This window comes from Acinetobacter sp. HZNU-JH01 (assembly GCF_037996845.1).
Classification (GTDB): domain Bacteria; phylum Pseudomonadota; class Gammaproteobacteria; order Pseudomonadales; family Moraxellaceae; genus Acinetobacter; species Acinetobacter haemolyticus.
The window spans coordinates 1,101,233-1,126,787 of the sequence record NZ_JBBMZX010000001.1; the positions used below are offsets into that span (position 1 = coordinate 1,101,233).

A 25,555-nucleotide genomic window follows, 5' to 3' on the forward strand; every position below is an offset into this window, starting at 1 on the left:
CGTTATATAAAATGGATTTATTTCAAGTTTTACTCAACATAAATGATTTTCAAGATAATGAAACCATTTATGTTGTTGAACCTTGGACATTAGAATCTGAAACAAAAGTTCTAAAAGAACCAGATATAGGACTTATCCAAATCGAAAGTAATCACTTAATTTTTGAATATTTTTTAGAGGTTTCCATTGTGAAAGAAATATGGAAAAATCTCGAACACCGAAATCTTTGTATGCGTGATCAATGTCAAAACATTATCGAATATGCAATCCACGATGCCTAATATCTTAAGCCATTACGTAAAATCAGTTAACCGACGTTTCTGAAAACCTTGCTCATCAAAATTATCTGGACTGAGCCATTGTTGATAGATTTTTTCTAAATCAGACCATTCTTCATCAATGATTGAAAACCAAGCGGTGTTGCGATTGCGCCCTTTTACAATCCGATCCTGACGGAACAAGCCTTCAAATTGAAATCCAAAACGTAAGGCTGCGGCTTTAGAGGGGGCATTACAATCATCACATTTCCACTCAACGCGTCTAAAACCGTGTTTAAAACATTGTTGTAACAGTAGAAATATGGTTTCTGTTGAAGCTTTGGATTTTTTCATCTTATGCGAAAAATAAACATTACCAATCTCTATCGCACAGTGTTCAAGCCGAGGATTAAGTAATGCAATCCAGCCTTGAACTTCTCCATCTACCTCAATAAGAAAATGTGTTGATCCATAAAAACCAAATAAGTTATGCAAGGCATCGCTTAATACTATCGCACTGGTTGGTGCCGAATAAGGTAAATAAGTCCAGCATGCTGCATTGGGTTCAGAACTTACACATGCCCAAATTTGTGCTAAGGCTGAATCAGCTATTGTTCCAACGATAGAGATCAATTGAATATTCTGTCCAAAGATACTTTCTTTAATCGGCTGACTAGTTTTGAAATTTTCAATAGCTAGGCCAACGGTCTGACCAAGATCATTGTGTTGTGTTTTTAAATAGTTTTTCATCGTAATTTGTTATGCTGTAAAAATATGACTCTAATCACATATTTAATCATAAAGTTTTTCTATGTCGAATATGCTTTGATATAAAAACTCAAAATACCCTGAGAAGATTAAGGTTTTTGTAAGCAAGTAATTTATTAAATCGAGTATTTCGATTAGAATAGCCAAGCTCCTTGTGGCGTGTGTCATCCCTTGAACACAAAAATGATCTTTCATGCTTTTGAAAATTCGCGTGGCTTATAACGGTAATGAACCAAATTCTTCCTACTTCGTTGGAGTTAACTCCTTCCATTCGTGTGCTTGACGAGTGGCAAGAAGCCATACCTGAAGATTTGTATATCCCGCCAGCCGCATTTGAAATTTTATTGGAACAATTTGAAGGTCCTTTGGACTTCTTGATTTACCTGATTCAAAAGAATGGCTTCGATCTTTTACAGTTAGATATTTCTCCAATTGCAACGCAATATCTATCATATATGGATAGTATGAAATCGTTGAATATCGAACTGACTGCGGATTATATGGTGATGGCTGCATTACTGGCTGATCTAAAGTCACGTTTACTACTTCCCAAACCTGTTGCTGTCGATCCTTTTGAAAAGGATCCTAAACAAGAACTCATCGATCGTTTAGAAACTTACCTCCGCATTAAGCAAGCTGCTGAAAAACTTGGTCAAATGCCCATCTTTGAACGAGATACCTTTAGTACAAATGTGAGTATCGGACATATTGCCCCAATCTATGAGGGTTATGATGCTGATGCTTTAAGGGATGCGTTATTTTGCGTATTCAATCGCCCTGAACCGATTACACACGTTATTGCTCAAGAGCCTGTTTTACTTGAAGAGCGAATTGCTTATATTGAAAGCCAACTGGCTTCTGGTGAAAGTTTAAGTTTTATAACTTTACTCAATCCTCAGCAAGGTCGTATGGGCATGGTCGTAACATTTATGGCAGTACTTGAATTGACTCGTCAACAAAAGATTCAAATTATTCATACAGGGATCGAAGCACCTCTGACAATTCAAGGGATTTCAGCATGAGTTTAGATCAGTTTGATTCCAATGAAGGCATGTCATTGGAAGATATTCATCATGATGTTCTACTGCAAATTGAAGCGATATTATTCGCTAGTGACTCACCAGTTTCACTTGCACGACTAAAAGAAGCCTTTCAAAACCAATATAATAAGCAACAATTACGTCAGTTTTTGCAGCAACTCGCAATGTTACAACATGGCCGTTCTATTGAATTAATCGAAACAGCTCAAGGTTTCCGTTTTCAGGTCCGTGCCAAGTATCGTAATATCATTGCGCAAGTTTGGCCTGAACGCCCAACTAAATTATCGCCGTCTTTACTCGAAACCGTCGCTGTTATTGCGTATCATCAACCTGTAACACGTGCAGATATTGAGCAAATTCGTGGTGTATCAAATAACAGTCAAATTTTAAGAACACTGTTTGACTGGAACTGGATCAAAGAGTCTGGTTTCAGAAATTTACCTGGAAGACCTGCGTTGTTAGTGACAACGCCCCAATTTTTAAATGCATTTGGTCTAGCTTCGCTAGGTCAACTGCCTCCCCTGCAGAACGCCAAGGAAGCTTTCATGACACTCGATGCGCAAGCACCGAAGTCTTGAGAAGGTGAACTGTTGATCATTATGTCTAAGGTTGTGCTGTCATGAGTGAAAAATTACAAAAGGTTTTAGCGAGAGTTGGGCTTGGCTCACGTCGCTATATGGAGGAAGTCATTGCTGCTGGTCGTGTCAGCATCAATGGTCGTATTGCCCAAGTGGGTGAACGCATTGAGCCAGGTGATGAACTTCGTATTGATGGTCGTAAAGTACAATTCCAAGTAGAAGATGAAATTCGTCGTCGTGTTTTAATTTACTATAAGCCAGAGGGTGAAATTTGCTCACGCAATGATCCTGAAAAACGTCCAACCGTATTTGATCATTTGCCTCAAATCGCCAATGATCGTTGGGTCATGGTCGGTCGCCTCGATATCAACAGTACAGGCTTATTACTATTCACCAATGACGGTGAACTTGCGAACCGTTTAATGCACCCATCAAACGAAGTAGAGCGGGAATATGCAGTACGTGTCATGGGTGAAGTGACACCTCAAATTCGTAATAACATGCTCAAAGGTGTTGAACTTGAAGATGGCCCTGCTAAATTTGAGTCTTTCTCTGAAATTGGTGGCGATGGAATCAACCGTTGGTATCAAGTAGTCGTGAAAGAAGGTCGTAATCGCGAAGTTCGTCGTATCTTTGAATCGCAGAATTTAAAAGTCAGCCGCTTATTACGTACTCGCTACGGAACCGTGATTTTACCTCGTGAGTTACGTACAGGTCGCTGGATGGAACTCGACAAGATGGATATCGATAACTTAGCAAAATCTGTTGAATTAAAACCACGCCAAGGTACAGGTTTATTTGGTATGGCTAAACGTCGTACTGAACGTATGACAGATAAACCAATGGCAGCACGTCGTGGGGGGTATTTACGTCAACAACGTCGTGATGATGAACAACCTGAACAACGTCCAAACAGCAATGGTGGCAACCATAATAACAATGGTCGCAAAACGATTGGCTTTAATAAAGGCTTTAAGAAGTTTTAAAAATCCTAAAGAATCATCTAAGCTAACAAGTCCGTTTGTTAGCTTTTTTTATTTAATTTCACTTATGACGATAGGGAGAACCAAACTATTTACTTTGTATCCTTTAGGCTTGTCATTACAAGCATTTCCTGTCACCGTTGTTTTCACAACGTAAGGCGAATACGGCATCACATTTAAATAACCCGTGTTATCTGATCCAGTACGACAATCTTCTGCATCAAGTTTTTCGTCATAGCGACCAGAATTAGAAGACTCCTGAACTTCAGTAATCAACTTGGCATTCCATTGACTCAAATAAACTAAACTTTTAGTAGCTTCAACAGTTCCTTGTCCCGACCCAGCACTTTCGATTTCAATCAGTTCAATTGGTTTACCTTTATACATCGTTGGATGAACTTTAAATGTATTCGATTGACCACCAAACTCTTTTAAAATTTTTGCTTGTTTGAGCTTTGGTCGAGTCAATACATAACCTGCCCAAAAGTTACGCCCTGCATTTTCAAAACTAACACCAGACAAATAAGCTTCTTCGCCTGAAATTAATTTTACTTTTTCCGTGTGATCAATCTGAATGGCTTGCTGAGGATTCGCATTTGAATCTTGTAAATTAGTGATCCAACTAATGATGGTTTTATCTGACGGCACTTCTGCATGAGTCGTCGAGATCAAACCTGACAAGCATAGTGTTATAAAAACAAAATTCTTCTTATTCATTGTTATTCACCTTAAGTTTATGAATTAAATCGCTTATGAAATCCATTAACTATCGTGACTTAGTCTTCCCAAGCCCACCCACTCATAGCAAATCTTCTTACTTTTCAAAGATGAAAAGTAACATAAATCTTTTATCAGACTGACGGTACGTTCTGAGCAATTTCAAAGCAAGGCTTTGAAAGCAGCGCAAGGCAGTCTAACTTGGCGGCATCCTCGCCGCCCTCCATGATCATAGATATTTACTAGACAATAAATACCTAAAGTTAGTTAAACTTTTCCAACTCAATCCATTGAGCATCAGGAAAATGCTTTGCCAAATAAGCCTTTAAATAATCCGCTGTATCTTTAGAAATAAGTGGATCTTTCGATTCATCTTTTAAGTTATATACCAAAGCATGCAAACTCAAACCACGATGTTTTAAAGCTTCTAAACTCAACAATGTGTGGTTAATGCTTCCCAAACGTCCAGAAGTCACCAAAATCACAGGAAATTGATGTTGAGCAATATAATCAATGGTCAATAACTCTGTGGTTAAAGGCACCATTAAACCGCCCGCACCCTCTAACAGCACCACCTCAAAACGCTGAGCAAGCTCTTTAGTTGCAGCCTCGATCTTGTCAAAATCTAACTCACGCCCATCTAAACGTGTAGCTAAATGTGGTGAAGCTGGATAAGTGAAAATTTCAGGCATAGTCAATTTTTCATGATCTTCCTGAAACCAACCACTCCCCATGATTTCACGATGTTTTTCGATGTCTTCAGACACATCGATATTGCCTGTTTGCACCAACTTCTGGGTAATGACACGCTGTCCTTGTTCGGTCCAGAGCTTGGCGAGATAACCTGTGGCATAAGTTTTACCAATTTCTGTATCAATACCGCTGACAAAATAAATTGCTGCACTCATGCTTTTCTCCGCGCAATCACGTAAATCGGATGATAAGTTAGGCGAAAACCATGCTCATCATAGAACTGTTGATAATCAGAATAGAACTGCTGTAAAGATTGCTTGGTCCAACGATGTGACTTTGCTGTTGCAGTCACCCCTGTCGCTTTTAGATGGTGCAGCACTAATTTAGGATCATCAAAATATAGATCTTTTTGTTCTTCTTGTATAAACACAATCTCAAAGCCATTTTCTTCAAGTTTCTGTTTCAATACCTCAATGGAATAATAATTTAAACCTTGCCCAGTCAGCTTTTTGATTTCAATTAAATTATTTTCACCAAATGTTGAGAAACCCAAATAGCCTTTCGGTTTTAATGCATCATGAATTCGTTGTAATAACGCAGGTAGATCAGTCATCCATTGCAAAGCTGAACTTGAAATCATCGCATCCAATTCTGATGGTAATTCAAGCTGTTCAATATCTCCGATCAACCAAGCTATATTTTTAATCGTTGAAAAATGCTGATCAACATCCTTATAAAGATCATTTAAAAATAATTGATCAAACTGAAAATGAGTCTGAAATAAATGCGTTAAATTACCCGACCCACAACCGATCTCAAGTACAGAATCAAAAGTCTTTGGACAATATGCTTTCAGATATTCAAATAACTGTGCACTGATCTGCTTTTGCACTACAGCATGCTCAACGTAACTTTGCCCTGCTTTAGCAAAACGTTGAGCGACTAAAGCTTTATCGACACTCACAAACATTCCACCAATTTTTCTAATTCTGCTTTTTGAACCATAGACGTTAATGAGATACGTAAACGTGAACTATTTTGCGGTACTGTTGGCGGTCGCACAGGCATGGCATAAAAACCTTGTTGCTGAACAAAACGTGCTTTTTCAATCGCTGCATTACTTTCGCCGACAATAATTGGAATAATATGGCTACTCGATGGACTTGAAAAACCTTTTGCAATCACCGACTGCTGTAAAAACTGACTGATCTCAGCCAAGTGCTGACGCTGCTGCTGCATATTTAAAACTTTATTAAAAATAAAGTCAGACCATGCTATCGAGATTGGTGGTAACGCTGTGCTGAAAATCAAAGGACGCATTTTATTAATGAGATAATCACGGATGATAGGATCACAAATAATATAACCGCCAATCGAAGCAATCGCTTTGCCAAAAGTCCCAACAAGGAAATCAACCTGATGCAATACACCATATTGCTCAGCACAACCTAGTCCTTGCCCACCTCTCACACCTATGGCATGAGCTTCATCAACATACAACATGGTTTTGACAAAACGTTGCTTTAACTGAGCCAATGCAGCTAAATCCGTTTCATCACCATCCATACTAAAAATACTTTCAGTCACCACAATAATACGTTCAACTTGCTCATCTTGTTGATACTTTTGCAATAACTGTTCCAAATGCTGCAAATCATTATGACGATAACGCACATATTGAGCATTCGATAGACGAATACCATCAATCATACTGGCATGAACTAGTTTATCCGCCAAAATCACGGTTTTACTATTAGCTAATGCAGGCAAAATACCGATATTCATGTGATAGCCACTATTGAAAAGCAAGGCAGCACGATCAAAAGCTTTGCTTAGGCTATTTTCAAATTGCTCGTACTCTGCAAAATTACCTGTAAGTAAACGTGAAGAAGAAGAGCTAAAAAGTGCACGGTCGATTTTCAAAGTATCAAGAAATTCTTCTCTTAAATGCAAATCAGCAGCCAAACCTAAATAATCATTGGATGCCAGATTCAACATGGTTCGATCTTGAATAGTGATCCATTTTCCCTGTTGTTGATTTGCAGTAAATTGGCGGAAATTACCTTGCTGTTTGAGTTGCTCAAGCTGCTCGGCATAATGATTAAGCAAGGACATTGGCATTTGCTCCTTGCATATTTTTCACCACTTCACTCATCTGTGCTAATAAGTAATTTAGCTCGTCATTGGTAATCACATACGGTGGCATCACGTAAACCAATTTTCCAAATGGTCTTACCCAAATACCACGCTCCACAAACTGCTGCTGTAAGCTTTTCATGTCGACATTAGATGTTAATTCAACTACACCAATCGCACCTAGAACCCGTACATCAGCAACGTAATCAAGCTGTGCTAAATCACTTAATTGTTCAGCCAGAATCGTTTCAATCCGTTGAATATTACTCTGCCAATCTTGCTCAACCAATAATTGAGTACTTCTCAAAGCAACAGCACAAGCCAATGGATTTGCCATAAAGGTGGGGCCGTGCATAAATACACCCGCTTCACCACGACTGATGGTTTCAGCTACCTGCTTGGTGGTTAAGGTTGCGGATAATGTCATATAGCCACCAGTCAAACCTTTACCGATACACATAATGTCAGGTTCAACTTGGGCATGTTCCCAAGCAAACATTTTACCTGTGCGCCCAAAGCCTGTTGCGATCTCATCAAAGATCAACAATAAATTGTACTGCTCACATAATTCTTTGGCTTGGCGTAAATACTCAGGATGATAAAAACGCATCCCTCCTGCACCTTGCACAATTGGCTCGATTATCAGTGCAGCAATACTGTGATGATACTGTTCAATCTGGTGTTTGAGCTCTTGAATATCTTGTGGATTCCACTCACCATCAAAGCGACTTTGTGGCGCAGGCACAAAGATTCGATTCGGTAAACTTGAGCCAAAAATCTGATGCATTCCCGTGACAGGATCACACACAGACATCGCATTCCAAGTATCACCATGATAGCCAGAACGTGTAGTAATAAAATTAGTTTTCTCAGGTTGATTCAACGCAGCCCAATATTGCACTGCCATTTTTAAAGCCACTTCAACTGAAACTGAACCAGAATCAGCATAGAAAATTTTATCTAAACTCGGAGGCGTAATTTTTAATAAGAGTTTACCCAATTCAATTGCAGGTTCATGCGTCAAACCACCAAACATGATATGCGCCATATTTTGCAATTGCTCAGTAATGGCTTTATTGAGTTCAGGGTGGTTATAACCGTGAATCGCACACCACCATGACGACATGCCATCAACCAAAGTTCGTCCATCCTCTAATTCGATGGTTGCACCATAAGCACGTTTGACTTTAAAAGTTGGCAGTGGATTTAACATCGAGGTATAGGGATGCCATATATGTTCTAAATCAAATAGGTCTGTCATCCTATACCTCTATAAATCCAATATTTAACAATGTACCGCATGGTGTTATTCCGAGTACTCACCCAATTTCAGGATAAGCTTTCAGCTGGACTTACTTTTCAAAGATGAAAAGTAAGCAAAAATCTTTTGTTAGGCTGATGGCACGTCCTTGATGCCACAGCCTAACGGCGACATCCATGTCGCCTTCACGATAGCGAATACTCAAAGTAAATTTCAACAATGATAAAACGTTCAATAAGTTTCAATCGCTCTTAATCTTAAACTTGTCAAAATCTAAAATATATTGCGAGAACTTTCAATTCAAGCAAGATTAAACCGTCATTTGAATAAAATCTTCAATTACTTGCACAATCTTCTCCACCATAAAACATGGAAAACCATGCGAAGCCCCTTCAATAGAAATAACAGATAGATTTTTTGCAGCTAAATTCTGGATAATTTGAGCGACTTGGTAAGGAACTAAAGCATCATGCTCTGCGAAGACATGTAACTGTTTACCTTGGTAGTTTTCATAGACTTTAACTAGATTTAATTGTTCCAACAACTGCAACCCATCCCGAAGCAATGCAATTGGTTGAGGAAGAATCAATTTCTGCATAGCCAAAAAGTCTTTTTTTGCTGAATTTGAACCTTGGCACACCAATAAACCAAACCGTTTTAGCGTAGTAATTGCATCCTGTTCAAATGATTGCTTAAACTGCATAAAAGTTTCGACTGGCATTGCTGTAAGCCAATCAGCTTGAATGACAAAACATGGATTCGATGCCAAAGTGATTAACATCTTCTGTTCTGCATATTGTTGCTGGATATGATCGACTAATATTGTTGCTAATTGCCCCCCCAGAGACCATCCCACAATGACATCAAATTTTACTGCAAGCTCAACATGCTGTTGCAGGATTTCATGATCTAACGCATTAAAGATATTAATTCGTTCAACGATATGTCCTTTTTGCTCCAATCCGTCATGTAAAGGTTTTAATAATTCAGATCCACCACCCCATCCAGTGATGAGTAAAATTTTATACTTCAACTTATAACCCAATCATTCAAACTTAAAAAAATTATATCTTCTTTTCACATCACTATTTTCTAGATCTATCAATAGTTTTGTTAGATAAAACGTAAAATAACTATAAAAAAATTACTCACGCATCAAATTTCTAAATTTGCTAAAGTAGATTTCTATCATACGTTGAGATCATGATGATGAACACAATAAAGTCCAAAGTTCTTATAGTGTGTAGTTCACTGTTTTTATTGACTACACCCAGTTTAAGCTCCGCACAAAATACTTTGTTTTCTAAACAGAATACAGCACAAAAAGAATGGGTTGGACACTCAGCACCAGATTTCAAATTACAAGATCAAAATGGCAAATGGCATACCCTAGATCAATATAAAGGTAAGTGGATCGTACTTTATTTTTATCCCAAAGATGACACAGCTGGGTGTACTCAAGAAGCCAATCAATTCAAAGCACTCTACCCTGAGTTTTTACAATCAAATGCTGTTGTACTAGGCGCCAGTTTAGACGATGTTGCTTCACATCAAAAATTTTCAGAAAAGCTAGGCTTACCCTTTCCAATTCTGGCAGATGAAAAAGGAACACTTGCTGGAAAATTTGGCATCGTAAGAAATCTAGGCATTACTAAAATCGCCAAACGAGAAAGCTTTCTGATTGATCCCAAAGGTGCGGTGATATATCACTATACAAGTGTTAATACACAAACTCATGCTGATCAGGTTCTAAAAGACCTAAAAACCTTGCAAAAAAATAAATCATGATTGTATAAAAAACTCAGCCAAGGCTGAGTTTTTTCAAATATCTTACATTTGAGATTGAATATAATTTTGTAAACCAATTAACTCAATTAATCGCAACTGTTTTTCTAACCAATAGGTGTGATCTTCTTCCGTATCTGAAAGTTGCTGACGCAACATATCTCGGCTAATAAAATCACCTTTCTCTTCACACAACTTAATACCTATCGCTAGTTTCTCACGAACATGATATTCAAGTGCTAAATCTGCTTTTAAACAACTTACAACATCCGTACCAACATTGATGTCTTCGCGGTTCATATTTGGTTTTGCTTCTAAAAAAAGAACACGGCGAATAATCGCATCAGCATGAGATGCTTCTTCTTGCATTTCATGGTCAATACGCTCATAAATCTTGGTTAAACCCCAATCTTCATACATTCTTGAATGAATTAAATATTGATCACGAGCAGCCAATTCACCGCCAATGAGCATATTTAAATAGTCGACGACTTCTGGATTGCCACGCATAATATTTACTCCTATCGATTAACGTTATTATGCGTAAGTTTGAATAAAATTGCAAAAATCAAAAACACGTAAACCCATGATTTTTATAAAATTAAAATGAGAAACATACGCATTTACAGTTCTAATTAATCCAATTTATTGAAATAAAATAAGTGCTTGCAATCAACTCATGTATTTAAATAGCTATGAAAGATCAAAAACCGCTTTATTTTAATTTTTGTAACGGTTAGCAATGCTTCTTATTTAACTCATTTTTCAAGTAAAAAAGGTAAGAAATTCTTTCAACCATTGTGTATTTAGGTAAAATTCGCTAAATAGAATCATTTACAAAAAGCATTATGCGGATATACAAAATGGATAAAAGCAAACCGATTTTAGTTACTGGGGCGACCGGCTATATTGCAGGTTGGATTATTGAACGACTCTTAAATCAGGGATACATCGTTCATGCAACGGTTCGTGATCCATCAAAAAAGGATAAAATCCAACATCTGTACGACATCGCAGAAAAATCTACAGGGCAAATTCATTTTTTTAAAGCAGACCTACTACAAGCTGGCGCTTTTGATGAGTCTATGAAAGGATGTGAAATCGTTATTCATACCGCCTCACCTTTCGTTGTGACCAACTATAAAGATGCGGTCAAAGATATTATTGAACCAGCTGTAATCGGTACTGAGAATGTACTAAACAGCGTCAATCGAACTGAATCAGTCAAACGTGTGGTACTGACATCAAGTATTGCATCAACTTATGGCGATGCGATTGAGATTCTTGATACTAAAAACAATGAATTTGATGAAAGCCACTGGAACAATACCAGCAGTGAAACTCATCAACCTTATCCATTTTCAAAAGTTGCAGCAGAACGTAAAGCTTGGGAAATGGCTGAACAACAAAATCGTTGGGATTTAGTCTGCATTAATCCAGCATTGGTGATGGGACCATCATTAACTGCCAATACACAATCAGGTAGTGTTGAAGTTTTACAGCAATTTGCCAATGGTATGACTTTACTCGGTGTACCGCCCATGTGGAATGGCATCGTTGATGTCCGTGATGTAGCTGATGCACATATTCAAGCTGCAAGTAACACCAATGCAAAAGGACGCTATATTATCAGTGGTGGAACTTTAAGTTTATTGGAAATGGGGAAAATCTTACGTCAGAATTTTGGCAATCGTTTTCCTTTTCCTCGTAATCAATTACCAAAATCAGCATTTAAATTATTTGGACCATTCGCTGGATTTTCGAGATCATTCGTTGAACTCAATATGGGTTATCCAATTTATTTTAATGCGCAAAAGAGTCAACAAGAGCTAGGAATACAATACCGAGATATTGAATCTAGCGTCGTTGAACACTTTCAACAATTACTCGATGATGGTGTCGTTAAAAAATATCTTTAACTCATCAAAAAGCGGCTTTTATTTGTTCAAATCTTCAAGTCAATTAGGTTTGATATTGAGCCAAAAAGTCTAAAAATTCTTGCTCATTCATTACTCGAATTTCTAATTTTTGCGCTTTTTCTAATTTACTGCCCGCTTTCTCACCCGCAACTACACATTTGGTTTTACTGGAAACACTGCCACTTACTCGAGCACCCAACGCTTGAAGACGTTGTGTTGCCTCATCACGCCCCATACTTTCCAATGTTCCTGTGACGACCCAACTCTCACCATTTAGTGGCTGACGAGTCGGTGCTGTCGGTGCATCCCAATGAATGCCAGCTGCCATTAAACGATCTAACACTTCGATGTTATGCGGTGCTTGGAAAAAGTCAGCGATCCATTCAGCGGTAATATCACCGACATCAGGCGTTTTCTTAAGGGACTCAACATCAGCTGCTTTCAAGGCATCCAAGGTCTGAAAGGTATTGGCGAGCATACGTGCAGTCGTTTCACCAACACCACGAATACCTAAGCCATAAATAAAACGCGCTAATGTGGTTTTCTTGCTTGCTTCAATGGCATCAATCAAGTTCTGAACCGATTTCTCACCCATTTTCTCAATGGTCAGTAAAGTTTCACGATGCTCATGCAAATGATAAATATCAGCCACATCTTTCAGTAAATCGAGATGTAACAATGACTCCACCCAACGATCACCCAAACCCTCGATATCTAAGGCCTTACGTGAAACAAAGTGTCGAATGGCTTCAATACGTTGCGCAGCACAATACAAACCACCTGAACAACGTGCTAAAGCTTCGCCTTCTGGCATGACCACTGGTGAATCACATACTGGACAATTCGTAGGGAGATGAACAATCTCCGCATCGGTAGGTCGGAACTCAGCCCAAACTTTCTCAACCTTTGGAATCACATCACCAGTACGATATACACTCACCGTGTCACCAACACGCACATCTAAACGATGAATTTCCCCGATATTGTGTAAAGTCACATTCGAAACAGTTACACCACCGACAAATACAGGTGCAAGACGTGCAACCGGTGTCAGTGTTCCGGTACGTCCGACTTGCCAATCTATATTTTCGACTTTGGTTAAAGCTGCTTGTGCTGGAAATTTATAAGCAGTTGCCCAGCGTGGTTCACGACTTAAGAAGCCCAATTGTTGTTGCTGTTTCAGGTCATCGACCTTTACCACCATGCCATCAATTTCAACATTTAAATCTGGGCGTTCTTGTTGAATCTGCTCATAACGTTGTTGAACTTCTTCAATCGACTCGCAAAGATATTGTCTTTCGGCGATTTCAAAACCAAATTTGGTAAGCCAATGCAAACTGTCATGCATCGTTGCTAAACCATGATGTGGTTGACACTGTGCGATCCCATAAGCATAGAATGCTAAAGGACGTGATGCTGCGATATTAGGATCAAGTTGTCTTAAACTACCAGCTGCAGCGTTTCGAGGGTTCGCAAAAGTTTTTTCACCTTTGGCTGCTTGATCAGTATTAAGCTTTTCAAACCCTTGTTTTGGCATTAATACTTCACCACGCACTTCTAAAAGCTGTGGTATAGCTTGAGATTGACCTGATAGAACCTTCGGCAAATTGCGAATGGTCTTCACGTTCTGAGTAATATCTTCACCAGTTTCACCATCGCCACGCGTCACGCCACGCACCAACACACCATTTTCATACCAAAGTGAGATCGCTAAACCATCTAGTTTCAGCTCGACTTCATATTGCACTTTCTGATTGGGTAAACGTTCATCTATGCGACGGGCAAAAGCAAATAACTCTTCTTGATTAAAGACATTGCCCAATGACAACATCGGCACTACATGGGTCACACTTTCAAATTTCGACAGTGCTTGACCACCCACTTTATTGGTTGGGGTATCCGCTTGGATGCATTCAGGGTATTGTTGTTCTAATGCTTTAAGCTGATGAAATAAATGGTCATATTCACTATCTGAAATTGAAGGTTGATCCATCACATAGTAAGCATGATTGTGTTTTGCAATGAGCTGAATCAATTGACGCATTTGCTCAATCACTGAATTATGTTCCATTTACTTTTCACCATATAAAAGGGCGGAAAAACCGCCCTATAACTTTTCACTCAATTCATTATAAAAGATTAATTAGGTCGCTGCTTGATTTGAACGATAGTCAATCACATGATGACGCCAATGTTCTTTCAATTGCGGTGTAAATTCTAAGTTATTTTCATCATAGACTTTACCATCAACTTCACGCGCAATTAAACCTGCAATACTGGTCATCATGTCATAACCCGTAACAGCTTTGCTATTCGGTAAAGCCAAGAAAAATGCTAAGCCTTGAACTTGTTCACCTGACAATGTTTCCAAATCAAAACCTGCAGGCCCATGATCGGTAATACGTAAGACAGAGAACATTAAAGCACTTGGCTCATCGGTATTTTCATAACGATGGAAGCAAGACATTTCTCCATAGCGTAAACCATATTTGAGTAAAACTTTTAACGCTTTATCACCAGACAAGGCACGGCGAGGATTTGGGTAAACATTTAATGCAATAATCTGTTCAGCTGTTGCCAATGCACTTTCATCATCATAACGCTGTTGTTCATGCAAATGTATATCCAGAATATTGCTTTCTCCATCAAATTCAGCGATTTCAACCGTTTCAATATTAGGATTTAAACTCAGCTCTGGTTCACTTTTAACTTGCTCTGACTGAGTTTCCTCTGTGGTTTTATCCGACTCTTCAACCTTCACAACTTGTTCGGTAAGTGATGGGGCAGTTTCTGTCGTTTCCTGTGTCAATTTCTCTTCTTCAGTACCTGTTTCCGAAGTAACTGCAACCTCACTGCTGGTGTCTTCGGCTTTCTCATCTAGCTGTTGTTCAACTTTTTCTTCAACAATCACCTCTTGTTTTGGTGATTCAACTTGTGGTTCGACCTCAACCACTTCATCATTTAAACGAGGTTCAACACGTGCGCTTGGACTCGCCACGTCATTTTGTAGCAGTTGGTCTCGTACATGACGAGGAATTACAGGCTGATTACTTTCAGGATTAATATGTAATTCTGCTTCTAATGAAGGTTCAACTGGTTTTGGTTTTCTTAAAATCATGGTCAAACCAACAAGCATAATCACAACGGCGACAACAATGCCTATTATTGTATTCACTTCCATACTAGGACTCCGCAACTAACCCGTATTCTTTTGCCTGTTTAGGGGGGAATGATGATTATTTCAGCCATGCCTGCGTTATTGGCTAAAACCACGTAAACAAGGCATGAAATGCAGACAATGGTACTTCCCTTGTCAAATTTCATAACGAAGTTTACGGCAGTTTTAGCCATAACCCTGCGGGACAGGGACATTTTTGCCGCTGCGTTGTTACTCATTACTTATTTAGAATAACTAAATTACGTAATTCGTGCCTAGCATCGCCTAAGAAATGTCCTCTGTCGCAAGCATGTGTGGAATATCAACATCCCCCAGATCAACAGTCACTAATTTTGATGTACCTGGCTCTGGCATGGTTACACCCAACAAATCTGTCGCCATTGTCATTGCCAATTTATTATGTGTAATGTAAATGAATTGCACTTGTTCAGAAAGCTCTTTTACCAAATTACAATACCGCTGCACATTTGCATCATCCAATGGCGCATCGACCTCATCCAAAACACAAAATGGTGCTGGATTTAATCTAAAGATCGCAAAAACCAAAGCCAAAGCAGTTAAAGTCTTTTCTCCACCTGAAAGTAGGGCCAAAGAACTATTCCGTTTACCAGGTGGGCGCGCCATCAACTTTACGCCTGATTGCCAATCATCTTCGAGGCTTAGTGTCGCTTCACCACCACCAAACACTTTCGGAAACAACATTTGTAACTCTTGATTGACCTGATCAAATGTTGTCATAAACAACTTACGTGTTTCTTGATCAATACTCTTCATCGCAGCTTTGAGCTGGTCTACAGTATTTTGCAAATCCTGCATTTGATGATTGAGTTCATCAAAACGCTGAGAAACTTCCTCATATTCTTGTGAAGCTGCCAAATTCACCGCACCAATTTTTTCAAATTGTTGTTGTGCTTTTTCAAGTTTCTGCTGATGTTCTTTAATTTCAATCGATACATCTTGGAGAACCTCAGCGTTTAATTCTTTTAGCTGATCGAGATAGTGCTCCCGATCTGATTTAGCTGCCTGCCAAGCCAAACGCTTTTGTTCCAACTGCTCACGCACCTGCTCATCTTTCTGTTGAGCTTGATGGCGTTGTTCTGTGAGTTGCTGTTGTTTCTCTTGCACTTGATTCAGTTCAAGTTGCCATTCATTCCAGGTTTTTTGCAGCTTTTCGGTTTGCTGAAATTGCTCGTGGAATTGCGACTCCAAGTTCGGCAGCTCAAGCTGAATCGGATCAACAAACTTCTTGGCCTGCTCAATTTGTTCGATGATTTGACGATACTGCGTTTTCAGGAACGAGATATCTTTCTCTAACAATTCAATTTGCTGATTGGCTTGCGAGGTTTGACGGCGTAAAGCTTCACGTTGCTGCTGTTGTTGAGTCAACTGCTGTTGCTGCTCATCCAACTGCTCATTCAAGTTTTCCACCTGAAATTGTAAAGTTTTATAGTTCGGCAACACTGCTTCTAATTTCAATGCAAGCGCATGCAGATCAATCTCCAGATCATCACGCTGCATGGCATCTTCTTCAAGCTGTAGATCAAGCTGTTTCAGTTGATCGGCCAATTGCTGTTGCTGCAACACAAATGCCTGTGCCGTACTTTGTAGCTTGGCAATTTGCACATCGAGTTGTTGTAATTCTTTTTGCTTTTGTTTTTGGCTTTGTTGCTGTTGCTGTAAATGTTGTTGCTGTTGCTGCAAAGTTTGTTGTTGAACAGAAAATTGGTTTTCTAATTCAAGTAATTGTGGCTGCTTTTCTGCAAGTTGTTGTTCGATTTCCTCTAAACGCACTTGATGGCTTAGCACGCCCTGTGCACTTTGACTATCTTCATCATAATGCAGGCCAATCATCCAATCCGCACCAATATGATAACCATCAAGCGTCAGAATTGATTGTGCATGATTAAGATCAGACTGATAACCCAATGCTGTCGTTAAATCATCTGCAACGGCAACATTTGCCCAGAGCGAAGATTGGGGAGCTTCAATAAAATCACTTAAACACCGCAGTTGTTGTATTTGAATCTTTTGCTGCGTAAATGATTTTAACTGACGCGCCACATCTTCTTGGAATGTTTGTCCACTCTCAATCAGCTGTGCTTGCAACCATTTAGCTAAAAATTTTTCAATGATCACAGCATGAGCTTTGCCTTGAGCAGTTAAACGCAAGCTTTGCATCAACCGTACTGCATTCTGATCATGCTTTGGACTTTGTTTTGCAACGAATTGATTTAAGTTTTTTTGCTCAGCCAATAAAACCTGAATCTCTGTTTTTAGGCTTTGTAGATCCGTCTTATTTGACTGTTGCTGATCTTGCTGTGTCTGTACCTCGTACTGTAACTGGTCAATTGCAGTTTCTAACAGAACAATTTCTTGCTGCAATTGTTGCTGTAATTGTTCGAGCTGTTCTTGCTCATCATTCTGAACTTGTGCACGAATCTGACTGGTTTGTGCTTGTAAGGTCTGCTTTTGTTGTTCAAGCCTTAAAACATTTTTCGTCAATTGCTCAATTTGTGCTGCCATTTGCAATTTTTTTTGCTGTTGCTGCTCAACTTGAGTTTTGAGTTGCTCAAATTGCTGCTGGGCTTGTTTTTGCTGGGCTTGAACATCCGTAAAGTTTTGCTCAGATGATTGCGTTTGCTGTTCCAATGCCAGCAATGTTTCATTTTGCTCATCAAACTGAGTGCTAAGCGTTTCTACCTGTAACTCTGATAATTGTAAGCGCTCTTTGGTTTGAAGCTTTTGCTGCTCAAGTTGAGCCAAACTACTACTATTTTGCTGAAATAGACTTTGTTTCTGCTCCAGTGTCATTTTCAACTCAGCAAGTTTTTTCTCTGCTTGCTGCCATTCCTGCTGCAAAGGCGATGATTGCTGAATTAAACGCTGGAATAATGCACTGGTCGCTTCTAGGTCATGCTCAATGGTATTTGACTCAGAACGAACCAGTTTGAAACGCTCACCAAGTTCTGTCATTTCTACGGTATATTCTTGTTGTAACTTGTGACTTTGATTGGCTTGAAAAGAAAGGATTTCAATTTTTAAATGACGAATTTGGCTTTCTAGCGTTTTATATTGAATTGCGGCTTCAGACTGACGTTTTAGCGTTCTTAGCTGTGATTTTAACTCAACAGCGATATCTTCTAAACGTGCTAGATTCTGTTCGGTATGTTCTAAATGCTGTAGCGTCTCACGACGACGTGCCTGATAGCGGGAAACACCTGCCGCTTCTTCAATAAACACACGCATTTCTTCAGGTTTGGCTTCGACTAGACGGCTAATCATGCCCTGCTCAATCACCGCATAAGAACGCGGTCCTAAGCCTGTACCCAAGAAAATATCGGTAATATCACGACGACGGCACCGTGTACCATTTAAGAAGTATTCCGACTTACCTTCACGCGTCACTTGGCGACGAACAGCAAGCTCATTATAGGCATTATAAGCGCCACCTAATTTGCCATAGGTATTATCAAAACGAAGTTCTACACTGGCCACACCGACAGGCTTACGCTTGGATGTCCCTGTGAAAATAACATCCTGCATACTGCCGCCACGCAATTGACGTGCGTTGGACTCGCCCATAACCCAACGAATCGCATCAATGACATTCGACTTTCCACAACCGTTCGGCCCAACAACCGCAGTACGGTTGGCCTTAAAATGTAAAGTGGTACTATCGGCAAAAGATTTAAAGCCTGAAAGTTTTAAACTGCTTAAACGCATACTGCCCTAACTAACGGCGTGAGCGTCTCGCCCAAGCCAATTCAATCTGTTTCATACGTGTCAGAGATTCCAACACAAGGTTACGCAAGTGTCGACAAAAATCTTCCATAAATAAAGCAGCTTGTTGTGATTTTCGGATCAAAATAGCATCAATCACGAGCTTAAATAGCGTAAATGATTCTTGCAGCTCACGACGTGAGGTATTTAAGGTTAAAAAATAACTACGACGCAGAGATGGCAACAGTTCTTTATAGAATTGCATTAAATAAGGATTTGCCACCATGTCATGCTGTTCAGCTAAATAATTAAAAATTGCGTCATAAAATTTCTCAATATCCCCGGCTCTAACAAACTCAACCAACTGATCCAACATAACTTGCAATTGTTCAGCTTCGTTGACACGCCATGTCTCACTAATCCGCTGCACAATATGCCCAAGTACCATGACGTTGGTATCAAACAAGGCTTTAACCTGTTGAGCGGACATTTCAGAAACAATCGCACCACGACGTGGGAAAATTTCGATCAGATAAGTACGTTCTAGTAATAATAATGCTTCACGGACAGAACCCCGACTGACATCCAATTCTTTAGCGATACGTAATTCTTGGATGCGTTCACCCTCAACCAACTCACCGCTAATGATTTGTTCACTAATATATTTTGCAATCTGTTCAGAAAGACTATCAGCCTCTTCAAGATTCATGGGCCCCTCGCTATCTTTGTTATACGCATTGTCCAATGCTATTTGCGCTTTTTTGTTTTAACTGATCTGGCGCTATAAATTCTATATCATTGTCTGACAATTTTATTGCTTTTTAAGCCAATCATATGGAAAAAAACCACGCAGCCCCCTGTTTTCAATAAAAACATTAACTTTTCTACTTTTAATATCAAATATTTATGTATAAATTTTAGCGATCAACCATATATCTGAAACATAAAACCAATAAAGAAATTGTTGATGCAAATCATATTAAATAAAATTTAATCAAAACAAGTCACACAAAACCCATATTCATCTTGGTAATTTCCAATAAGCTCACAAAAGCTGCGTTTTTTAACCAAAGGGCTTAAAAAAGCCCTTTATATACAAAATAACAGCCTACTGTGACTAGCAGCCCTGCAAAACATTTTTTTAACATCGCTGGAGACAAACGATGAGCCACTCGCGCACCGACTTTCGCTGTAATAAAACTCATTATGCTAATGCCTATAAAAGCATAAATATGAACATAACCAATGGTGTTTGGTACCTCTACTTGCTGTTTAGTACCAAACCACATAAACCCCACTGCACCAGCAACCGCGATCGGTAAACCACATGCCGCAGAAGTTGCGACTGCTTTTTGCATTACCACACCATATCGATTTAGGAAAGGAACTGTTAAGCTCCCCCCACCGATACCAAAAATTGCAGATGCGACCCCAATTCCGCCTCCAGCAGCCAATTGAATCGAAGCGGATGGTAAATGGCGATTTGGGTCTACTACACCATGTGCACCTCTAAACATTTTAAATGCCATCCAAATTGCAAATATACCGATCACCAATTGCAAATGCTGACCAGACATAAGATCTGCAATACCAGCCCCTAAAAATGAACCTAGAACCAAACCTGGTGCCAAATTACGAAAAACCGACCACAAGACTGCCCCTTTTTTATGATGAGCCATCACTGAACTGATCGAAGTCACAATAATCGTCGCCAAAGATGTTCCTACGGCAATATGCATGATGACGTTAGGGTCATAATTTAGTTGAGTGAAAACAATATATAAAATTGGAACAATAATTAATCCACCGCCCACGCCAAATAGCCCTGCGGTAAATCCAGCAATTGCACCAATCAGCAAATATATGATTAACTCCATAAATACATGACCACTCTACTTAAAAATGATGGATGATTTCGTAACACGTCAACTACAGCAATTGCTTAGTGCCAAAGGCCAATTTCCCGAAGTGGTTTTACTCAAAACTACGACCACATCAACCAACGATGATATGCGTGAAATTGCTCAAAAAGGTATAAGCACAGGATTGGTGTGCAGTGAACAACAAACACAAGGTCGCGGTCAACACCAAAGAGCCTGGTCATCACCAGAAGGCAATATTTATTTAAGCACATTGATTCAAAGTCAAACGGCCTTGGATGGTCGTCTTGCGCTTGAAATTGCATTAAATATTTTACAAATGCCAAGTCTGCACAGTTTAAATCTACAAGTAAAATGGCCCAATGATTTATATAGTCCTCAAGGTAAATGGGGCGGAATCTTGGTTGAACCTTTATCAAGCAATCAAGCAATTGTCGGTGTAGGCATTAACCTCAACACACCGCCCGTTGAAAATGCAGATCAAGCGATCACGTCACTGCATATGCTTGGCTTACATCAAATTGATCGACTTACATTGATTGCAGAATTGTATACAGCGATTCAACAAGCAGCTCAATGGTTTGAACATGGCTCTTATAACTTAGCTGAACGCTTCAATCATCATGCGATTTGGATCAACCAACCCGTTGAATTTGAACATACTCAAGGCAAAGTTCAAGGGATTTTTCAAGGGATTTCAAATGATGGTGCTGTCCTTATCCGTACAGATCACACGCAAACTTTTTATCAAGGTCGGTTAAGACTTACATCGCATTAAGGAATGAAACCACTTATGAAAAGTTTATGGCTAGATATCGGCAATACACGTCTTAAATATTGGATAACTGAAGGTGAGCATGTCATTGAGCATGCCGCTGAACTACATTTACAATCCCCAGCAGATCTACTCTTAGGTTTGATCCAACATTTTCGCTACCAAAGCCTCAGCCGTGTCGGAATTTCTTCGGTATTGGACAGTGAGAATAATCAACGTATTCAAAGTATTCTTGATATCCTTGATATACCCGTCATTTTTGCAAAAGTGCATGCAGATTATGCAGGTTTGCAATGTGGTTATGATGTACCAAACCAACTCGGGATTGATCGTTGGTTACAAGTTTTGGCAGTTGCGCATGTAAATAAAAACTATTGTGTAATTGGTTGTGGAACTGCTCTAACAATCGACCTAGTAGAAGGTATGCAGCATCTTGGTGGATATATCTTACCGAACTTATATTTACAACGAGATGCACTCATCCAAAATACCAAAGGCATTAAAATTCCTGATTCTGCTTTTGATAATTTAAAACCAGGACACAACACTGTCGATGCTGTCCATCATGGCATTTTATTGGGACTGATCAGTAGCATTGATCAAATTATGCAGCAATCTCCAAAGAAACTTATTTTAACGGGTGGAGATGCAAATTTATTTGCAAAGTTCCTGAATCATTATCAACCACAAGTTGAACCAGATTTACTTCTAAAAGGCTTACGACAATATGTTCAACTTAGTTCAACTTTGAGTAAGGCTTGAATAATGGGTAAAAGTTGAGGAAATTCTGAATAACCATCTTCTGCACGAAAATGTCCAGCTTGTGCTACTTCGATCAACTGCGCATTGAGTAAATGTGAAAACTTAAAACTAAATGGAACAGGTACTATTGGATTGTTACTCGAAAAAACAACGACTCTACGCTGGATATTTAACCGCAATATTCCAGCATCGATTTTACAATGATTTATAAATGAATCTAATGCTGGATAATTTGGAATTGACTCATTAAAACCGGCAATAAATATGCCTGCCTTTATCGTTTTTTGTTGCAGTTTTTTCGTCAGATATCGAGCAACCGCTACACAAGAAAGCCCATGGGCCACAACTATACTTTGTTCATCCATTTTTTTTAACTGTGCTTCCAAACAGGTCTGCCAAATCTCAGGATCCGGATGACTCGCATCAGCTAAAAAAATCCGCTCAACAGTAACATTTAACAGTTTGAGCTGTTGTTCCAACCAAACATACCAGTGCTGATCTGGATCAGCGTTCATACAATGTGCAATATACACCGTATTCATTATATTTTGAGACATATTTGACATTATTATTCAATATAAAACATAGACTTAAAATTAATTTTGCTCCTTTAAAACCAGATTGAATATCGATTTTTTGTATTAATTTTATACAACATCACTCGATATAGATTAATAAAAAAGGCGCATAACGCGCCTTTTAGAAATGATGGTTCAATTATTTTTTGGAATCATTATTTCCAAATAATGGTCCCATACCACCGCCACCACCAAATTGTTTTTGCATATTGCCTAGTGATTTAAGCATCTTGCTCATACCAGATGGATTGGCGAACTTCTTCATCATTTTCGCCATCTGCGCTTGTTGCTTAATGAGTTTATTCACTTCAGCGACATCCATACCACAACCCGCAGCAATACGCTTTTTACGACTCGGATTCATCAAGTCAGGATTACGACGCTCTTTAATCGTCATCGACTGGATGATTGCTTCCATACGTTTCACTTGTTTTTCAGGATTTGCTTTTTCAATCGCATCCTGAATACCAGAGTTACTCATACCTGGGAGCTTATCCAAGAAGCCCATCATGCCGCCCATTTTGCTCATTTGCTCAAATTGCATCAGCATATCTTCAAAGTTGAAGGTGCCGCCCTTTTGCAATTTCTTCGCCATTTTTTCGGCTTTTTCTTTGTCGATTTTACGTTCAACTTCTTCGACCAAAGAAAGGACGTCACCCATCCCCAAGATACGTTGTGCAACACGATCTGGATGGAATGGCTCTAACGCATCCAGTTTCTCACCAATCCCCAAGAACTTGATTGGCTTGCCTGTAATGGCACGAACAGAAAGTGCCGCACCACCACGCGCGTCACCATCAGTTTTGGTCAAGATCACACCCGTTAAAGCCAAAGCATCGTTAAACGCTTTTGCTGTATTGGCAGCATCCTGACCTGTCATCGCATCAACGACAAACAAAGTTTCTGTTGGTTTAACCGCAGCATGTAATTCTTTGATCTCATCCATCATGTCATCATCGACATGGAGACGACCCGCCGTATCGACAATCAAGACATCCGCAAATTGAATCTTCGCTTGTTCAATCGCGCGATTTACAATATCAATTGGTCTTTCAGATGCTTGCGATGGAATAAAACCAACACCGACTTCGTTCGATACGGTTTCTAACTGCTTGATCGCTGCTGGTCGATACACGTCAGCAGAAACCGTCATTACTTTTTTCTTTTGGCGTTCTTTTAAGAAGCGTGCCAATTTTGCTGCGGTTGTGGTTTTACCCGCACCTTGCAAACCTGCAAGGAGTACAACGACAGGTGGCTTAGCACTTAAATCTAAAGTTTCATTTGCCTCCCCCATCATCTTGGTGAGTTCATCATAGACAATTTTTACAAATGCCTGACCAGGAGAAAGCTGTGTCATGACCTCTTGACCGAGTGCTTCTTCCTTCACCTTCGCGATAAATTCACGAGTTACAGGTAACGCCACATCGGCTTCAAGAAGTGCCATACGTACTTCACGTAGGGTATCTTTAATATTGTCTTCGGTCAGCTGCCCTGAGCCAGTAACATTTCTTAAACTCTGTGTGAGTCGTTCTGTTAAGGTATCAAACATTGCGAAATCCGCTTAAAATGGCTAGTTGCAAAAAAATCTTTCTTAAAATAGAAAATTTATGCATAAGATGCTATAGGATACTGTAGTTCGCAGCGAATTTATATCTTATATGGTGAATATTATTCATCCCCCTAAAAAAGGTTTGACATGATCAGTCTCCCCTTGGTTTACACAATTTTGGCACTTGTGGCTTATACCAGTTCTTTTTGGTATTTGTTTATTCGTCTAATGTCAAAACGTACACCAAATCTTTGGTGTTACGGTCTTCTCGTTGGTTTAGGACTGTTATTACACGGTGTAGTTCTCTATCAAGACATGATGACACCAATGGGCATCAACTATGATGTGTTTAACCTTATCTCGTTCACCTCAGGGCTTATGCTCACCTTGAGTTTAATCCTTAGCCTGATTCGCCCCGTTTTACCTTTAAATCTGATCGGTACGCCCGTTGCTGCATTTGGTTTAATTCTAGGATTTGTATATAGCAAGCCAAATCAATTTATTGAGTTGCATAGTCTTGGATTAGATCTACATATTATCTTATCGCTTTCAGCCTATGCTGTACTTTTAATGGCAACCATTCATGCCGTTCTCTTGTGGTTCCAAGACAGAGAACTGAAAAAAAAGCAAAAAAAACGGATTTGGGTCAATTTACTCCCTCCCTTTCAAGTGATGGAATCATTACTCTTTGATTTAATTATTACAGGATTTGCTCTACTCACTGCCGCCTTATTATTTGGCTTCTTTACCATTGATAATTTCTTTGCCCAACACCTTGCGCATAAAACTGCGTTTAGCATAATTTCGTGGTTTTTATATGGTGCTTTGTTGATTGGACATTACAAATTTGGTTGGCGTGGACGCAAAGCGATTCGTTTTACAATTACAGGTTTTATCTTGCTCGCGATTGGTTTTATTGGCAGTAAATTTGTACTCGAAATGATCTTAGGACGTTAAGTATTTCGTGGATGAATAA

General features: G+C 39.3%; 24 protein-coding genes. 9 read left to right on the forward strand and 15 right to left on the reverse strand.

The window, feature by feature from the left end:
- Positions 1–11: 11 nt before the first annotated feature.
- Positions 12–281 carry a hypothetical protein gene (locus AAC851_RS05275; RefSeq protein WP_320532524.1) on the forward strand — a complete coding sequence of 90 codons (270 nt, stop codon included), beginning with the start codon at positions 12–14 and terminating at the stop codon, positions 279–281.
- A 12-nt stretch (positions 282–293) separates the two neighbouring features.
- Here AAC851_RS05275 and AAC851_RS05280 read toward each other — a convergent pair whose 3' ends face one another.
- Complete coding sequence (locus AAC851_RS05280) at positions 294–1,007, reverse strand: GNAT family N-acetyltransferase (RefSeq protein ID WP_340600606.1); 714 nt, start codon at positions 1,005–1,007, stop codon at positions 294–296.
- A gap of 245 nt (positions 1,008–1,252) precedes the next feature.
- On the opposite strand from AAC851_RS05280, the gene AAC851_RS05285 reads away from it, so the two are divergent.
- Genes AAC851_RS05285 through rluB form a run of 3 tightly spaced genes read left to right on the forward strand, consistent with a single transcriptional unit; the run spans position 1,253 to position 3,629 of the window.
- Entirely contained in the window at positions 1,253–2,047 is a 795-nt protein-coding gene (locus tag AAC851_RS05285; RefSeq protein WP_340600607.1) for a segregation and condensation protein A, read from the forward strand.
- Positions 2,044–2,643, forward strand: coding sequence for an SMC-Scp complex subunit ScpB (gene scpB / locus AAC851_RS05290; RefSeq protein ID WP_004638126.1), 600 nt, complete (start codon positions 2,044–2,046; stop codon positions 2,641–2,643). Before AAC851_RS05285 ends, scpB begins: the two co-directional genes overlap by 4 nt.
- Positions 2,644–2,684: 41 nt before the next feature.
- Positions 2,685–3,629: a 23S rRNA pseudouridine(2605) synthase RluB gene (gene rluB / locus AAC851_RS05295; RefSeq protein WP_005081469.1), complete on the forward strand. Its 945-nt coding sequence runs from the start codon at positions 2,685–2,687 to the stop codon at positions 3,627–3,629.
- A gap of 48 nt (positions 3,630–3,677) precedes the next feature.
- On the opposite strand, the gene AAC851_RS05300 is transcribed toward rluB, so the two are convergent.
- The 6 genes from AAC851_RS05300 to AAC851_RS05325 form a co-directional block, all read right to left on the reverse strand.
- Positions 3,678–4,343: a hypothetical protein gene (locus tag AAC851_RS05300; protein ID WP_340600608.1), complete on the reverse strand. Its 666-nt coding sequence runs from the start codon at positions 4,341–4,343 to the stop codon at positions 3,678–3,680.
- A gap of 263 nt (positions 4,344–4,606) precedes the next feature.
- Positions 4,607–5,251: a dethiobiotin synthase gene (gene bioD, locus AAC851_RS05305; protein WP_340600609.1), complete on the reverse strand. Its 645-nt coding sequence runs from the start codon at positions 5,249–5,251 to the stop codon at positions 4,607–4,609.
- Positions 5,248–6,006 carry a malonyl-ACP O-methyltransferase BioC gene (gene bioC / locus AAC851_RS05310; RefSeq protein ID WP_340600610.1) on the reverse strand — a complete coding sequence of 253 codons (759 nt, stop codon included), beginning with the start codon at positions 6,004–6,006 and terminating at the stop codon, positions 5,248–5,250. The genes bioD and bioC overlap by 4 nt, the downstream gene beginning before the upstream one ends.
- Complete coding sequence (locus AAC851_RS05315) at positions 5,997–7,151, reverse strand: 8-amino-7-oxononanoate synthase (protein WP_340600611.1); 1,155 nt, start codon at positions 7,149–7,151, stop codon at positions 5,997–5,999. The genes bioC and AAC851_RS05315 overlap by 10 nt, the downstream gene beginning before the upstream one ends.
- Positions 7,138–8,433 (reverse strand): adenosylmethionine--8-amino-7-oxononanoate transaminase, encoded by a 1,296-nt coding sequence (gene bioA, locus AAC851_RS05320; protein ID WP_340600612.1) that lies wholly within the window; start codon positions 8,431–8,433, stop codon positions 7,138–7,140. Before bioA ends, AAC851_RS05315 begins: the two co-directional genes overlap by 14 nt.
- Before the next feature lie 310 nt (positions 8,434–8,743).
- Positions 8,744–9,478 carry a hydrolase gene (locus tag AAC851_RS05325; protein WP_340600613.1) on the reverse strand — a complete coding sequence of 245 codons (735 nt, stop codon included), beginning with the start codon at positions 9,476–9,478 and terminating at the stop codon, positions 8,744–8,746.
- A 161-nt stretch (positions 9,479–9,639) separates the two neighbouring features.
- On the opposite strand from AAC851_RS05325, the gene AAC851_RS05330 reads away from it, so the two are divergent.
- Positions 9,640–10,221 carry a peroxiredoxin gene (locus AAC851_RS05330; RefSeq protein WP_005081431.1) on the forward strand — a complete coding sequence of 194 codons (582 nt, stop codon included), beginning with the start codon at positions 9,640–9,642 and terminating at the stop codon, positions 10,219–10,221.
- 42 nt (positions 10,222–10,263) lie between these two features.
- Here the strand turns inward: AAC851_RS05330 and ftn are convergent, their stop codons facing one another.
- Positions 10,264–10,728, reverse strand: coding sequence for a heteropolymeric bacterioferritin subunit Ftn (gene ftn / locus AAC851_RS05335; protein WP_004638102.1), 465 nt, complete (start codon positions 10,726–10,728; stop codon positions 10,264–10,266).
- Positions 10,729–11,081: 353 nt separating this feature from the next.
- Here ftn and AAC851_RS05340 point away from each other — a divergent pair, with 353 nt between their 5' ends.
- A complete protein-coding gene (locus AAC851_RS05340) occupies positions 11,082–12,137 on the forward strand; it encodes an SDR family oxidoreductase (RefSeq protein ID WP_113997633.1) in 1,056 nt (351 codons plus the stop codon).
- Positions 12,138–12,180: 43 nt separating this feature from the next.
- Here the strand turns inward: AAC851_RS05340 and ligA are convergent, their stop codons facing one another.
- The 5 genes from ligA to AAC851_RS05365 form a co-directional block, all read right to left on the reverse strand.
- Positions 12,181–14,208: an NAD-dependent DNA ligase LigA gene (gene ligA / locus AAC851_RS05345; protein WP_340600614.1), complete on the reverse strand. Its 2,028-nt coding sequence runs from the start codon at positions 14,206–14,208 to the stop codon at positions 12,181–12,183.
- A gap of 72 nt (positions 14,209–14,280) precedes the next feature.
- Complete coding sequence (locus AAC851_RS05350) at positions 14,281–15,318, reverse strand: cell division protein ZipA C-terminal FtsZ-binding domain-containing protein (RefSeq protein ID WP_340600615.1); 1,038 nt, start codon at positions 15,316–15,318, stop codon at positions 14,281–14,283.
- Between the two features lie 261 nt (positions 15,319–15,579).
- The gene (smc, locus tag AAC851_RS05355; RefSeq protein WP_160127242.1) at positions 15,580–19,038 is read right to left on the reverse strand and encodes a chromosome segregation protein SMC; all 3,459 of its coding nucleotides are present in this window, start codon (positions 19,036–19,038) and stop codon (positions 15,580–15,582) included.
- A 10-nt stretch (positions 19,039–19,048) separates the two neighbouring features.
- On the reverse strand, positions 19,049–19,744 hold the full coding sequence (locus tag AAC851_RS05360; RefSeq protein WP_005081419.1) for a GntR family transcriptional regulator: 696 nt from the start codon (positions 19,742–19,744) through the stop codon (positions 19,049–19,051).
- Positions 19,745–20,111: 367 nt separating this feature from the next.
- A complete protein-coding gene (locus tag AAC851_RS05365) occupies positions 20,112–20,912 on the reverse strand; it encodes a sulfite exporter TauE/SafE family protein (RefSeq protein WP_100833338.1) in 801 nt (266 codons plus the stop codon).
- Between the two features lie 25 nt (positions 20,913–20,937).
- Here AAC851_RS05365 and AAC851_RS05370 point away from each other — a divergent pair, with 25 nt between their 5' ends.
- Positions 20,938–21,693 (forward strand): biotin--[acetyl-CoA-carboxylase] ligase, encoded by a 756-nt coding sequence (locus AAC851_RS05370; protein ID WP_100833337.1) that lies wholly within the window; start codon positions 20,938–20,940, stop codon positions 21,691–21,693.
- Positions 21,694–21,708: 15 nt separating this feature from the next.
- Entirely contained in the window at positions 21,709–22,452 is a 744-nt protein-coding gene (locus AAC851_RS05375; protein ID WP_340600616.1) for a pantothenate kinase, read from the forward strand.
- On the opposite strand, the gene AAC851_RS05380 is transcribed toward AAC851_RS05375, so the two are convergent.
- On the reverse strand, positions 22,422–23,009 hold the full coding sequence (locus AAC851_RS05380) for an RBBP9/YdeN family alpha/beta hydrolase (RefSeq protein WP_109440257.1): 588 nt from the start codon (positions 23,007–23,009) through the stop codon (positions 22,422–22,424). The genes AAC851_RS05375 and AAC851_RS05380 overlap by 31 nt on opposite strands.
- A 160-nt stretch (positions 23,010–23,169) precedes the next feature.
- Positions 23,170–24,579, reverse strand: coding sequence for a signal recognition particle protein (ffh, locus tag AAC851_RS05385; RefSeq protein WP_004638090.1), 1,410 nt, complete (start codon positions 24,577–24,579; stop codon positions 23,170–23,172).
- 147 nt (positions 24,580–24,726) lie between these two features.
- On the opposite strand from ffh, the gene AAC851_RS05390 reads away from it, so the two are divergent.
- On the forward strand, positions 24,727–25,536 hold the full coding sequence (locus tag AAC851_RS05390; RefSeq protein ID WP_004761875.1) for a cytochrome C assembly family protein: 810 nt from the start codon (positions 24,727–24,729) through the stop codon (positions 25,534–25,536).
- Positions 25,537–25,555: the final 19 nt, after the last annotated feature.